The organism is Paenibacillus sp. FSL R7-0198, assembly GCF_038000415.1.
Classification (GTDB): Bacteria; Bacillota; Bacilli; order Paenibacillales; family Paenibacillaceae; genus Paenibacillus.
The window spans coordinates 3,540,837-3,555,711 of the sequence record NZ_JBBOCB010000001.1 but is presented as its reverse complement, the minus strand read 5'-3'; the positions used below and the strand labels follow the sequence as shown (position 1 = coordinate 3,555,711).

The 14,875-nt window shown below is 46.4% G+C and carries 11 protein-coding genes; 7 read left to right on the top strand and 4 right to left on the bottom strand.

What is annotated here, in order from left to right:
• Positions 1-98 precede the first annotated feature (98 nt).
• Positions 99-713 (bottom strand): TetR/AcrR family transcriptional regulator, encoded by a 615-nt coding sequence (locus MKY87_RS15305; RefSeq protein ID WP_339787640.1) that lies wholly within the window; start codon positions 711-713, stop codon positions 99-101.
• A gap of 166 nt (positions 714-879) precedes the next feature.
• Here MKY87_RS15305 and MKY87_RS15300 point away from each other — a divergent pair, with 166 nt between their 5' ends.
• Positions 880-1,473: a cysteine hydrolase family protein gene (locus tag MKY87_RS15300; RefSeq protein ID WP_338589499.1), complete on the top strand. Its 594-nt coding sequence runs from the start codon at positions 880-882 to the stop codon at positions 1,471-1,473.
• Positions 1,474-1,742: 269 nt separating this feature from the next.
• Positions 1,743-3,851, top strand: coding sequence for a TerD family protein (locus tag MKY87_RS15295; RefSeq protein WP_340965306.1), 2,109 nt, complete (start codon positions 1,743-1,745; stop codon positions 3,849-3,851).
• Positions 3,852-3,938: 87 nt separating this feature from the next.
• Here the strand turns inward: MKY87_RS15295 and MKY87_RS15290 are convergent, their stop codons facing one another.
• Positions 3,939-4,670, bottom strand: a complete 732-nt coding sequence (locus tag MKY87_RS15290; protein WP_339787647.1) for a glycosyltransferase — start codon at positions 4,668-4,670, stop codon at positions 3,939-3,941.
• Positions 4,671-5,183: 513 nt separating this feature from the next.
• On the opposite strand from MKY87_RS15290, the gene MKY87_RS15285 reads away from it, so the two are divergent.
• The 3 genes from MKY87_RS15285 (at position 5,184) to MKY87_RS15275 (ending at position 8,400) form a co-directional block, all read left to right on the top strand.
• On the top strand, positions 5,184-6,809 hold the full coding sequence (locus tag MKY87_RS15285; RefSeq protein WP_340965304.1) for a rhamnogalacturonan lyase B N-terminal domain-containing protein: 1,626 nt from the start codon (positions 5,184-5,186) through the stop codon (positions 6,807-6,809).
• Positions 6,810-7,023: 214 nt separating this feature from the next.
• Positions 7,024-7,974: an SMI1/KNR4 family protein gene (locus MKY87_RS15280; protein WP_340965303.1), complete on the top strand. Its 951-nt coding sequence runs from the start codon at positions 7,024-7,026 to the stop codon at positions 7,972-7,974.
• Between the two features lie 54 nt (positions 7,975-8,028).
• Positions 8,029-8,400, top strand: a complete 372-nt coding sequence (locus MKY87_RS15275; RefSeq protein ID WP_340907546.1) for a winged helix-turn-helix transcriptional regulator — start codon at positions 8,029-8,031, stop codon at positions 8,398-8,400.
• A 60-nt stretch (positions 8,401-8,460) separates the two neighbouring features.
• Here MKY87_RS15275 and MKY87_RS15270 read toward each other — a convergent pair whose 3' ends face one another.
• Entirely contained in the window at positions 8,461-9,531 is a 1,071-nt protein-coding gene (locus tag MKY87_RS15270; RefSeq protein WP_340965301.1) for an SDR family oxidoreductase, read from the bottom strand.
• 247 nt (positions 9,532-9,778) lie between these two features.
• Positions 9,779-10,276 (bottom strand): DinB family protein, encoded by a 498-nt coding sequence (locus MKY87_RS15265; protein WP_339787658.1) that lies wholly within the window; start codon positions 10,274-10,276, stop codon positions 9,779-9,781.
• A gap of 175 nt (positions 10,277-10,451) precedes the next feature.
• On the opposite strand from MKY87_RS15265, the gene MKY87_RS15260 reads away from it, so the two are divergent.
• Both MKY87_RS15260 and MKY87_RS15255 read left to right on the top strand, forming a co-directional pair.
• Positions 10,452-11,615 carry a response regulator gene (locus MKY87_RS15260; RefSeq protein WP_339787661.1) on the top strand — a complete coding sequence of 388 codons (1,164 nt, stop codon included), beginning with the start codon at positions 10,452-10,454 and terminating at the stop codon, positions 11,613-11,615.
• A complete protein-coding gene (locus MKY87_RS15255; RefSeq protein WP_339787664.1) occupies positions 11,612-14,752 on the top strand; it encodes a hybrid sensor histidine kinase/response regulator in 3,141 nt (1,046 codons plus the stop codon). Before MKY87_RS15260 ends, MKY87_RS15255 begins: the two co-directional genes overlap by 4 nt.
• Positions 14,753-14,875: the final 123 nt, after the last annotated feature.

Here is a 14,875-nt window from a genome sequence, read left to right as displayed (position 1 = left end):
AAAATGAAAAGCCTTTGCTGACATTGGGGGTCGGCAAAGGCTTTTTCATATTTTAATTTAAGTATAAAAGGAATCTCACCGATCTGTTCTCAAATCAATTATCTACGCAGACCATCACATAGGATCGACACAACGCGTTCCGGGAAAATCCCTCGATCTCCGATGGCCTGAAGCACACCGATCAGCATGATTTTAATATCCTCAATGCTGGCATCCGCTCGGACAGAGCCATGTTGCTGCGCTCGCTCTAGCAGTCGGGTAATGCCACGCCAGAACTCGTTCGCTATCTCTGAGCGGCCAGTGTCTATAGTCAGACTGCTAACAAGAGCATCGGTAATCGCTTTGTTGGCAATTCCCTCACTGATAATTGTTGTGAAATATTGAAAAAATGCTTCGCCTGGATCGTCGTGATGAAGCAATTGATCGGCCTCTTCCATGAGACGCATCTTGTGACTAGCAATCACGGCCCCAAACAGATCTTCCTTCGTTGGAAAATGGCGATAGACCGTGCCTATACCAACACCGGCACGCCTTGCAATCTCATCCATGGAGACAGAAATGCCTTCTGTTTTAAAAATTTCATGCGCAACACGGAGCAGTTTGTCCCGATTTTTCTTGGCATCTGCACGCAGTGTCTTCTCTGGAACCTGAGTGACGATGGAATCAGTATCCTTAACCTCACCGTCAGGAGTAGGATTATTTTTTATGGACATTATGGTATCACACCTCTTTCATAAATATACCCCACTGTTGATTAGTTGACAAACGGAGGATGACCTCCGTATAATCTTAAACGGAAATACACCTCCGTTTATTACAGGAGAATAATATAGTATCTATCCTGAATTTCTTAACTCAATTCCAAAGGAGAAGGATAACATGCCACATTTAATAAACAACAGTGCGTTACTGATCATGGATATGCAAAAGAGTGTCGTGTCCCAATTTGTTAAGGACCGAGAGGCCCTGCTGCCATTTCAAAAAGCGATTGAGACTGCACGCAGTCACGCAATTCCTGTGATTTACATAAGAGTAGCATTCCGCCCAGGTTATCCGGAGATTAGTTCACGCAACAAAATGTTCGGCGGAATTCCTGATCGGGCTGGAGCTGGAGCAGATGCGGTAGCAGCCATGGAAGCTGCGGTGCAGATTGATGAATCTGTACAACCCCAGCCGGACGAGCCTATTGTGACCAAAGTTCGGGTCAGCGCATTTGCCGGAAGTGATCTGGAGGTTATTCTTCGGTCTCACCAGATAGACACACTCATTCTTAGTGGAATTGCCACAAGTGGGGTTGTTCTATCGACTCTGAGGGAGGCGGCGGATAAAGACTATGCGCTCACCGTGCTCTCGGATGCCTGCATCGATGCAGACCCTGAGGTACATCGTGTGCTGACCGAAAAAGTGTTCCCTCTTCAAGCAGAGGTTAGATCTGTAGACGAGTGGGCGGACTCGTTATCCGGTACAAATTAGGTCATCTTACCATGTCGTAATACTTTCGCCCTGTTGGCAGATCGTGGAATCTGAGATGATGGGTTCACCAGAGGTTCGGGTGACAAACTTCGAACCGCTGGCCTTCAGGCTATTGAGATCCTTCCTTCTAACTTCATTGGCGAAAATAGGGTCGCAGCTCTCCTGAAGACTTCATTTCAGAGAGGAGGCGTCCAGGCTATCACATTCCTTCCTTCTAACCCTAACCTTTCACGTTATATAGGGATGTGGCTTTCCTGGACTCTTTTATTATGAACAATACAATCTATTTGCGCAGAGCGAACAAACTCATTATCGAATCAAACGAAGGGAAGCATCAGTTGCCGAAGACACACCTCGCGACTGCCCTCAAAAATATTGAAGCACTCGGATACACCTTCTCGGATGAGTTAATGCAGGCGATGCGGCAGCTGTCCAAGGAACAGTTTGAAACAGTATATATTCAACTTGTGGCTGATCTGAGAGTCATGGTTGGCGCACATGTGAAGTACACACCGATGTATGCAGGATTCCCGATGCAGGTGATGCAAGCGGATGAAGCGGAGTTATACCTTAATGCGATTATTCATTATCTGACTAACCTGACTGTGGTCTATCCGGTTCAACAATCTGTGGAGCGAATGCCTTTGCTGGAGAAGACGGACTTGAAAGTCATTGGACTGGGAAACCAGCAAGCATTCCAGACGCTCATCCGTCAGATCATTGAAGCAAAAGGTTCCATCTCGGAAACAGACAAGGCGGATATCGACACGGTATTGGAGCATGCAGACCCGGAAGACGTGGATGCGCTATTACCCGCTGAGATTCCCTTCAAAGAAAATGTGGGCTTTGTGGTTGCCTCGCTGTTGAAGCATGAAAAAGCGAACATCGACAAGATCGGTCCATATTTCAAAACGGCAAGTGATGTTCTGCGTCTGGCGGTTGCCTGGTCGGATGGTGATGTCAGCCTTGCTGCGGCCTCTCCCTTCCGGAAATTCAAACGCCGCGAGAGACGCCTTCTGCTCGGATTATTGGAGCAATGTGGGTCCGTCGCGGAGGATATGCTGCGATATAAGGATCGCTGGATTCGCCTTGGCGAAATTCTGCATCCTTCGGAATATAAGCTTCGGTATCCGCGATGCGAAGAAGCCTTTGATATTTTGCGTAATAATAAGCCGTATTCGACCTTCAACGGAAGTGTGGAACTTGCCTTTCAATATCGAAATGTCTGGAGTCTGATCGATCTGTTGTCACAGCGTCCAGGTGAATTCGCGAGAAGACTGGATCATTTGCTGCGGATGACCGAAGATGAAGCGTATGTACTGCTGGCCTTTGGTGAAGTTATACCACAGGTATCTACCCCGGTAATGTTGCAGGTGCGACAGCATTTTGCACAGCGTAATGAACCGCAGGATATGCGTGTCTTCTTCCCAAAAGGTAATGTAGCCAAAGCCTTTGCTGTTCCGAATGAGCTGCCAGAGATCGACGAAGCCACATGTCAGGAAGTCGTGCAATTGTGCGAGCGTGCACTGATAACACGGTTCGCTGACTTCCCGGCACTCGGAAAGACGTATATAGATGAACGTCTCCAACATTATCTGGTTCCTTTCTCACAACGATCCGCGAGCAAAGCTTTACGAACCATTGTGCGTGGAAGCCGCATCCCGATGGGTGAAGGAGATACGATACGTTTCTTCAGTTGGTGGAAAGAGGGCGAGTTGGACGGCACAGCTACAGGGCGTGTGGATATCGACCTGTCAGCGGTCATGTATGACGAGAATTGGAATTACGTTGAACATATCTCCTACACCAATCTGCGATCCGTCAAATACAAAGCGGCCCATAGCGGGGATATTGTGACTGCACCTCATGGTGCAAGTGAATTTATCGATCTGCATATCCCCTCAATTGTGAATTATGGCGGACGTTATGTGGTGACGACACTGCACTCCTTCACCAGCCATCCGTACTGTAATTTGCCGGAATGTTTTGCAGGTTGGATGATGCGTAAGAAGCCCGGTTCAGGCGAAATCTATGAGCCATCCACGGTGGAGAACAAAATTGATATCACTGCCGATACGCAGATTTCCATTCCTGTTATTTTGGATTTGGTCGAGCGAACAATCATCTGGACGGACCTGGCGTTGACCAGATATCCGGACTACCATAATAACGTCGAGGGAAATCAGAAGGGCATTGTGCTAATGGGCAAAGCAATGACCACATTACGTAAACCTGACCTGTATGACTTATTCATGCTACATGCCAAAGCGAGAGGTGAGCTGGTGGACACGAAGGATCAGGCCGATACCATCTATGCGGTCGATGAAGGTGTGACGCCGTATGATATCGAGCAGATTATGGCGGAATACCTGTCTTGAGTCCAAGTGCATGTGAATACCGGGTCGAGAACAGATAAGAGCAGCGGAATGCTGCTCTTTTTGAGATTTTATTGGTTGTTAACGGGGTCAGCCTTTTGGTTTCTTCTGCACATATTTCTTGTAATTCGTAACAGAAGGTATTATTCGACTTTGAGATAGGAGTTCTTTATCACTAATGATCCAAGTATGGTTGGATGAGTTTCGCCTGCGGATCGCAACAAAATTATTTTTTCCAGCAGAATATACGCGATAACCCTTTTGTTTGCTTCTAATGCAAAATAGATCGTCCTCACCGACGCTTTGATTCGGGAACGGTACTTGGTTTGCTACCTTACGTTTAAAAACAAGCGTTGCGCCAGGGATTAGGGTCACCGGTCGATGTTCATCATGAGGAGAACGAAGGATAAACGTCTTAGATCCGCGTAAATACATGTAATGAGCCTTCTTGCCAATGACATCAGCATTGGTTCTTTGAAAGGTCTGCATACTTTCCTTCAAATAGTAAGGAGCGTAATAATCATCATCGTCAAACTTGGCAATATAGTTGTATTTCGTCTTTTTGATAGCATAATTTAGACAGGCGCCGAGGGAAGTGCGTTCTGGAAGACGATAGACGTGTACGTTTGGAAGTTTTTTGGCTAGACTCAGATATGGAGCAAGGGGAATGTTATTTTTATTGACAATAATGATAAGTTCCTTCCTGGCGTGGATCTGTCGACTGTAGTTATTGAACAGGTTTTTTATATAGCTTTGACGTTTCGTGCAGGCAATAATAGAAACCCCCTGCTTTTGGATAGCGCCATGTGGCTTAGCTCCCATTTCAATTGCACCCCTTATCCGTTAAGATCAAAACTAGTTCTCTATAAAATATGTAAACGGAAAATAAGAGGAACGGCATAACTCCACAATGGAGAATTGGCACAAAAACTTTTCAATGTACTCGTATGCTGGTACTATAACGACGCATCTAAACGAACATTGGAGAGTGCGAGAATGAGAATGAAAATCAGACTTCTGCATGTTGAAGTAAATTTTGTTTTCAGAATTTGCTATCGGATATACGAGCCGTTTTCATTGCAAACATATGTAATATAATGGTATTATTTTATTGGAATTGTAAGAATACTTGTATGTAGGAGAGTGATTTAAGAAGGGGGTGGAGATCAGGTTTACATGAAGTGTTGACTCTATTCTATACGCACGAAGACATAACATTCCATTGATTATGGACAGGCTCACATAGCAGACATATCGATATGAGACGGAAGTGTCAGTTATTATACATTGTAATGTAAGCGCTTTATTAAATGAATTCCAAGGAGGGATTTACTCATGACCAAAAGTATAGGGAGAAAGGCGCTTGGTTTGTTTTTAATTGTCGTTATGATCGCAACAGCTGCTGTGTACCCTGCATCTACCGGACACGCGGCAACCATTAATGTTACCGATAACGGCTCCAGAATTGAAGTGAACACTGGTTCAGGGTTAGTCTATGTGGTGAACAAAACCAATGGGGATATTATCTCAGCCAAAATGAATGGTACGGAACTGAACAGCAATAGAGGATCACACATCGGTTCAGGTTTGGGTTCCTCCGCCAATGTGACGTGGAATACCTCTCCTTCAGGATCAACCGTGTTAATCACGGTATCCACAAGCACACTGACTCACTATTATGCTTCGCGTGGTGGCGAGAACATCATATACATGGCAACGCATATCACGGCTCAACCTTCGATCGGGGAGCTGCGATACATTTTCCGCGGTAATGGTAGTGTGTTGACAGGTGTTCCGGCGAATTCAAATAATCGGGGCAACACTGGAGCGATTGAAAGTCAGGATGTGTTCGGGTTTGCAAATGGACAGTCGGCCTCCAAATATTATGGTAATGATCAGGCCAAAGACTTATCCGTTCGTGGGGTCACAGGTAATGGCGTCGGTGTATTTATGGCCTACGGCAATCGGGAAAAAAGCTCTGGTGGTCCATTCTTCCGCGACATCCAGTTCCAAAGTGGAACAGAGACAGAAGTATATAATTATATGAACTCGGGACATGCACAGACGGAGAATTGGCGCCTGGGTCTGCATGGGCCGTACGCTTTGATCTTCACAACGGGAGGTACGCCAAGTGTACCCGACTTCAGTTGGATGTCTGGTCTGAATCTGCAGGGTTGGGTATCCAGTCGGGGGAACGTGGTACTTAATGGCCTCTCCGGGATGGATACAGGGTATGCTTACACAATTGGGTTCGCCAATAGCAATGCCCAGTATTGGGTGGGGGCGTCTTCAAGTGGGGCAGCAGCCAAATACAGCATGATTCCTGGGACGTACACCATGACAGCTTATAAAGGAGAACTGGCCGTATATACGGAAACGGTTAATGTCACGGCAGGACAAACGACGACTCTGAATACACGTACGATCAACAATGACCCAAGCAAAGCCTCTAACATCTGGCGAATCGGTAACTGGGATGGTACACCACGGGAGTTCCTGAATGGACAGACAATTCCGATTCGTCACCCGTCTGATAGTCGCAACCCAAGCTGGGGGCCTGTCACCTATGCTACCGGTAGCGCGACCAATCGCTTCCCGGCAATCCAGTTCCGTGGTCAGAATTCTCCAACCACAATAACGTTTAATTTGAATGCATCTCAAGCGGCATCTTCTCATACGCTCAACATCGGTATTACCGCAGCTTACAATAATGGCAGACCTAGTGTAACGGTTAATGGACATGCTTTAACCAATCCTGCTGCATCTTCACAGCCCAATTCTCGTAGCTTCACCATTGGTACGTATCGTGGGAACAACACAACCTTTAGCTGGAATGTTCCAGCATCCTACTTCGTGAATGGTTCCAATACCATCACGATTACGCCGATCAGCGGTTCCAGTGATTTGGGGAACTGGTTAAGTGCAGGTTGGGTCTACGATTGTGTTGAGTTGCTGAATTGAATTAAGAATTCAATATAGTGGAAGGAATAAAGGAGGTAGCCTGCCTGGTTTTCTTAACCGGGTTCAGGATACCTCTTTTAGCTTTTTCATCCGAAATGAGAAGATATTGATTCATGATATCCCTAAGGATCTTGCTTTGCTGGAGATGGTGATCCGGATAGTGGTATAATTTTCAATACGTAATCATGAGTGAATGAACGGGGAGGAAAAGAGAATGAGAGACGATCTGTTGGTTCAATTGCAAGAGTGGCATGAAGAAGATGAATTTCAGGAAATTGTAGATGCAATTCAAGCAATTCCTGTGGAAGAAAGGGATTATGAGCTGGTTAACCATTTGGGACGAGCGCTAAATAACCTGGAACGGTATGAAGAAGCGGTTGAACAATTTCTGACGGTTGCCAAAGAGGGCACAGGCGACCCGCTTTGGCATTATCGGATTGGACTGGCTTATTATTATCTGGAGCAATATGCGCATGCGCTGCAGGCATTTGAAAGAGCGGATGAATTGGACCCCGAGGATGAAGATACGCTGGAGTTTCTGGGATGGATTCGAAGCAAAATGGAGGAGCCGTCCGAATCTGAACCTGAAGTTGAAACGGATTCAGAGACTGTTGAAGAATTCCGTGTACCCGTTGACGTTGTGGCGACCTTTGAAGCGGTTCCCAGACCGCAATCCGGCGAATTCTGGAACGATAGTGAGCAGGCACTGGAGCACTATGTGTCCAATCCTCCAAGTGAGGGTCTCATTGACTCTGTGGAGGAGCAATTGGTGTTCCGACTCCCGGCTTCCTACATTGAGATGATGAAGCTACATAACGGTGGTATTCCGTACAATCGTTATTTCCCTGTGGCGAACACAGATACGGGAGCTACGGATTATGTTGAAATTGAAGGCATACTGGGTATTGGCCGTGAGAAGCCTCGCACGCTAGCGGGTATACAAGGCAGCTGGACTTTGATTGAACGTGAAGGTTATCCGGAGATTGGTGTGGTCATCGCGGTATCTCCTTCGGAGTCGGGGGTTGTCATGCTTGATTATCGTTCATTCGGTAATGATGGAGAACCTGAGGTCGTTTATGTGAAGAGGGAGAATCCCAAAGAGATCATTCCGCTGGCACCGAACTTTGAGACGTTTATCCAAGGGCTGATGACACCAGAAGTCTAAAAAACTCGACAGAGACTCTTTAAACTGTTGTGTGGAAGGGAGACAGAAGGTGATATGGAGGAACCGCTCAAAGTATATAACACCGCAGTTGAAGCTTTTCTTGAAGTAATTGGGGGAAAGTGGAAGCCTGTTATTCTATTCCATCTTACCTTTGGCAAGAAACGTAATGGTGAGCTGATGAAACTGATCCCCGCGATCACCCAGAAAGTGTTGACTCAGCAACTTGGTGAACTAACGGAGGCCGGGGTTATTGCCCGTATTTCACATCACCAGGTTCCTCCTAAAGTGGAGTATGAGTTAACAGAGTATGGATGGAGTCTTAAAGAGATTCTTCATCTGATGTGTAGGTGGGGCGATATACACGTGGAGAATGTATATGGTGATCGAGGGAAAATTCTGTTTAAGCCGCCAACTACTGACCGTTGAGGGACTTATATAAGCCGATTCTGCAATTCAGGAATCGGCTTATTTTGCATTTTATCTACTTTACGGAAGGATCTTGCGATCACGTAGATTTCTGAAAATATCCATAAACATAGCCTCCGTGTCAATGAATTCATGAAATCCGAAGCGGCGAGCTTTGGAACCATTTGCGAAGAAATCGTAATCCCACGAGAAGACAAAGTCACCAAATGCCCAGGAAGAGACAACCTCATATGGGGTGTGTACCAAACCATACTTTTCAATCATGGAATTCCAAAGATTTTCTTTATCTGCCATCACTTTTGCAAGTGAGAGGGGGAGTGGAGGTGCAGTTTCCAATTCGAAAAATGCAGCGATTCTGGGCCATAGCTCGTTCCAGCGAAACAGATCGCCATTGGTGATATTAAATGCCTGATTGGCACATCGCGGATCGGTTGCTGCCCATACGGTTGCATGAGCCAGCAATGTTGCATCAGTCATTTCAAGAAGCGATTGATACGCTCCTGGTTTCCCGGGAAATCGTAATGGCAAGCCAAGCTCCTTGGAGATAGACGCATACACGCCAATAACCATGGCAAGGTTCATTGGATTACCCAGGGCAAATCCACATACAACAGAAGGGCGCAGGGCTGACCAGGTCCAGCTGCTTCCGGGTTGTCGATCCTCGAGAAACTGTTGCTGATCGACATTGAATTCAGGGGGCATATGATATGCGTCTGTTTCTTTGGCAGGTGTTTTGAATGGCCCCAGATGTGCACCGTACACTTTATACCCTTGCATTAGGCTAATATGTTGGAGATTTGGAGCGATCGGTTCGATGGTATTCACCACATTGACCAGCATGGCCAGGTTGGGCTGTACCAATTCGGCCCAAGTTGGGCGATCCTGATACGCGGCGTAGAAAATATGCGTAACCGTCGTTAAATGACTTAGTTTGTCTTGTGTGTCTGCTTCGTTCAGTAAATCAGCTGATATATAACGTAATCCAGGGGCATCTTCCCCTCCGCGGCGAGATACACCAATCACATTCCACTCGGGAAGTGTCATGAGATAATCAATAAGGTTTCTTCCAATGACACCTCCAGCACCAATGACAAGTGCGGTGTAACGGGTAACGGATTGTTCGGGTTTCAATGGACATGCTCCTCTCTTCTTCTGTTCATATTGTGGGTCAGAAAAAGAAGGATGAGAAGTACGCACTTCAAAGTCATATACGTACTTTGAAGTAATATATGAGCCTGGTACAGGATATGAGCGTTATAATTGCACTTCAATGGATGTTACTTGCCTATAACCACAAGAAGCTGTAAAAGGAACAACCGTCCTTTCACAGCTTAGATGTGTCTGTATATTCGTTCAATAGATCTGTCGTAAATATGGTTTACGCCGGATATCCGCCACCTGGAGGCGGCCATGCGCCGTAGAAGCGACGCAGCAGAACAATCTCACCCAGATGGTACGAGTTATGGGATGCGATATTGCGCAGAAGTCCTGCTTTAGTTTCACCCGGGAAATAGAGCAGTGGATCATCTAATTGTACATTTTCGGCAATGGCTACGGCTTGATCAACTCCATCCAAGAATGCCTGAATATCTGCCTTCCACGTGGCTTCGTCCTGTGGACCCTTCTCCTCAGGCCAGCTCTCACTCACGTTAGCAGGGAGCTGTGGTTTGCGTCCTTCCAAGTGATCGAGCATGAATTTCTGCCAATAATGCATGTGCTTCACCAACTGATAAATTGTATATGGCATGGCATCGTGCGTACGAGCAGCAAGTGTGACATCGATATCGGGCAGAGCACGAGCGATACGGATATGACCGCGTTCCCCCACTAATGATTTGACAAGGGCTTGCCCAAAGCTTTGATTAACATCTGACATATGGTACCTTCCTCTCTTCCAAGACTGGATCTGATAACCTGTCTTCTATTAAGTATTATACAATTAAATTGCTAAAAATTAAAAATGGATAACCAAGAACCCTAAATACTTAAAATGCCTATGATATAATAGTGAAAATAAATCTCAAGACCTCAGGGTCGAGGAGGAAGCTCCTGTGAAAGTGATATTGGTTGACGACGAACGTCTAGCGTTGATAGGCCTTCAAAAATCACTAGAAAAAGAAGTAAGCGGCATTGAAATTATCGCTACATATATGAATCCAACAGAGGCTGTGGCAGGTATTGTGGAACACCGTCCTGATGTTGTATTTCTGGATATTCATATGCCGGAGATGGATGGTATGGATCTGGGAAGACAGATTCAGGCGGCAACACCGGGTATCGAAATTATATTTGTGACCAGTTACGATCAATATGCGGTGCATGCTTTCGAACTACAGGCTTTGGACTATGTGATGAAGCCCATCCAAAAGGATCGATTGAAGCAGACAGTGAGCCGAGTCCGGGAGAAACTGAGCGTAAAACGGGAGCAGCGGTCAAAGGATACAAATGTACCTTTAATTTTATGTTTTAATCAGATTCAGTTTAAGCTTCCAGGAAAGGATATTCAGGTTGCCAAATGGCGTACAAGCAAGGCGCAGGAGCTGTTTGCATACTTGCTTCACCACCGGAACCAGGTTATCCATCGCAGTGTTCTGCTGGAGCTTCTGTGGCCGGGAATGGAAGAGGAGAAGACGGCACACCAACTTTACACTGCGATGTATCATGTCCGCCAAACCCTGAAAACTTGCAACATGGATATGATCACGATTCAGAGTGGACACCTGGAGGCAGGCTATCGACTCGAACTGGGTGAGGCTCAGTTGGATAGTGAGCAGTGGGAACGGGAAATCAGGCAATGGAAAGTCGTAGACGCAAGTACGGTTCATGCCTATGAGCAAGCGCTTCATCTATATAAGGGTACCTATCTTGGCAATTATGAATACATGTGGGCTGAACCTGAGCGGGAAAGATTACGCTATCTGTGGCTGTATCATATGAGACAACTAAGTCTGTATTACCAGCAGCATGGGCTGGCGGAAAAAGTGGTCGAGAGTACACAACGTATCCAGCATATGCTTCCGGATGAGGAAGAAAGTTATTTTATTCTAATGAAGTTATATGATGAAATGCACAACGATCTCGGTGTGGAGGAGCAGTATCGTCTCTTAACCACCAGAATGGAGCAAGATTTGGAGATACCGATCAGTGAAGAGGTTCGCGAATGGTACAGGGACTGGAAGCTCGGTTTGATCAAGTCAGGGCAACGTAACCAATGAATGTACGACATACAAATCCCGTAAGACGTTTCAAGTACGTTCTGATCCTGTCGATCATTTTAGTGGCATTGGTCGGCATGCGCTGGGTCTGGTCGCAGTTCTTCCCTGCCTTGGACAATCATCAAGCTGTGAATGGTGTAGTTGATTTGCGAGGTGTTGATCTGGAACAAGTGCCAGTAATGTATCTGAACGGAGAATGGGAACTATATTCGAATGAATTACTGACCAGGAAGGATATTGTGGATGAGGGACGAGCACATGCGGCGGATGTGGTCCAGGTTCCGGGAGATTGGAAGGCTGAGAACCCAGATCAGGAGAGTTCACTTGGATATGCCACATATCGATTGCGTGTGCTGACTGATCCGCTCCAGGTCCCTGTCACCTTTTGGTTCAGAAACATCCGAAGTTCATCTGAAATTGAAATCAATGGCAATGTCGTGGGCGGAATGGGGAAGGTGTCGGAGGATGCGGATACCTATGAACCAAGAAGTACCTCTTATACGGCATCCTATGAAGATGAAGGCGCAACAGAGATTGAATTACTCATTCGTGTAGCCAATTATGATAGCCCGTATATCGGCGGGATTGGCAAACCCGTTCGCTTCGGTTCCCAGGCGGCGGTTGATTACGCACGTTGGTATTCCATCGGTTTTCAAATGGCCATTTTTCTCGTTTTATTACTTCATGGCATGTATGCCTGTATTCTGTTTGTGTTCAACCCCCAGGAGCGGGCCTTGCTCGTCGCAGCTATATTAACCCTATCTGTGGGCATTGTGGTTATGGTAGGTCATGATAACATTCTGATGTTATGGCTCCCTATTAACTATACATGGGGGATCAAGCTTCGTCTGATCTGTCTGCTGCTGCAAAATGCTTGTATTCTGCTGTTGTTCCAGAGATTGACCTTGATACATACACGAACAAAGATCCTTCAATTAGGCATTGTCACGACAATAGCTTATATTGCTGTTATTCTGGCGGCACCAATTCACGTTGTCTATGCCATGGTTTATTATTCTTTTATCGACGTGTTCTTTCTCGTCTCTTCTCTCTGGTTCCTGTACATTGTAGGTGTCATGCTCTTTAGGAAACAGGCTGATCGAGATATGGTTTTCCTACTCCTGACCGCTGGAGGCATTATATCCAACATGTTGTGGAGTACAAGTGAGACATCGAAAGATGTGACAACCGTCTATTATCCCATTGATATCATCTTTGCCATTACCGGCTTCTCCGCCTATTGGTTCAAGAAATACTTCAGGAATGCCAAGGAGAATATGAAGCTGAATACAGAGCTGCAGAAGGGCGACAAAATTAAAGATCAGTTCTTGGCGAATACATCACATGAACTGCGGACTCCACTGCACGGGATCATTAACATCGCTCACAACGTGGTCACCCGAGAGAAGAACAGGCTGGATGAACGGAGCCTGGAGGATATGGAGTTGCTGATTACGATCGGTCGCCGGATGTCGCATCTCCTTGGTGATCTACTGGATGTAGTCCGGCTGAAGGAGCACCGCATTGTGTTACGTCAGGGGCCTCTTTCCATACAGTCGGTTGTGCCTGGCATTATCGCCATGCTGCAATTCATGGCAGAACGAAAACCAGTCCGCCTTCATATGGAGATTCCGGAATCGTTCCCACTGGTCATGGCTGATGAAGAAAGGCTCGTTCAGATTTTGTATAACCTGCTGCATAACGCGCTTAAACATACAGAGGAAGGAACGATCTCCGTAAGTGCCGACATTCGTGAAGGACATGCTCTGATTCATGTGACGGATACGGGTATTGGCATGGATGAGGACACGCGGATGCGCATTTTCCTTCCGTATGAACAAGGGTCGTATGGCATCAGCGATGGACAAGGCATTGGACTTGGATTGAACATCTGCAAAGAGCTCGTAGAATTGCACGGCGGGGCACTAACGGTTCACTCGGAACTCGGAAAGGGTTCGGTATTCAGTTTCAATCTGCCGCTCGCGAATGAATCCACCCATCAGGCTCAGTCACAACTTCCCCTGATATGGGAACAGGCCGCGGAGATGATGGAAGATGCACCTAACGGATTCCTGTTACCCCGCCCAGATATGGGGGACGCGGAAGCCTTGGCGACAGCAGAGATGGCTCCGTTGTTAAAAGAGGGGAAAGCCACCATTCTGGCTGTCGATGATGATCCGGTGAATCTGGATGTGCTGGTCAGCATTCTTTCGACGGAACCATATGATATAACTACAGCAGGTTCGGGTCAGGAAGCGATGGAACTGCTCGGCACACGCCAGTGGGATCTGCTCATTACGGATGTGATGATGCCCAATATGTCCGGATATGAGTTAACCCAGAAGGTGAGGGAACAATTCTCGATGTCTGAGCTTCCGGTGTTATTGTTGACTGCGCGAAGCCAGCCACCGGATATATATACCGGTTTTGCATCGGGGGCGAATGATTATGTCACGAAGCCTGTAGATGCGTTGGAGCTGAAATATCGAATACGTGCATTGACCATGTTAAATCAGTCCATCCAGGAGCGCTTACGCATGGAAGCTGCTTATTTGCAGGCTCAGATCCAGCCCCACTTCCTGTTCAATACGCTGAATTCACTTATGGTTTTAAGTGATATTGATACAGAGCATATGCGGAAGCTTGGGGAAGCTTTTTCATCCTATTTACGGATCAGCTTCAATTATCTCAATACAGGAGAACTGGTGAAATTATCATACGAGCTGGAACTCGTGGAAGCTTATCTTTTTATTGAAAAAACACGATTTGAAGATCGATTGTCGGTGGTATTAAACGTAGAGCCGGACCTTCCGTTACTGCTCCCGCCGCTATCGATTCAACCCTTGATCGAAAATGCCGTTAGACACGGGTTATTAAGCCGAAATGTGGGCGGGACAGTATGTTTGTCCATCACTCGCCATGAGGGTTATACCCGTATTGAAGTGAAGGATAATGGCAAAGGCATGGAACCGGAGAAGGTTGCAGAGCTGTTACATGCTACGCCAGGTGGAAAAGGCGGAATAGGCATTGTGAATACAAACCGCAGATTGTTGCAACGGTATGGGCAGGGATTATCAATCGTAAGTGAGCCGGGTGAGGGTACGATGGTATCATTTGATATTCCGGACGAGATATAAGGAAAAGGCCGCAGAAGTGAAGACTTCCGGCCTTTTTGTGTTGCTTGCGTGTTCATTCCCTAATTTTAATTATTTCTAATGCATCTTTCATATGTTAGTATATTTAACATTAGAAGCGCGGGT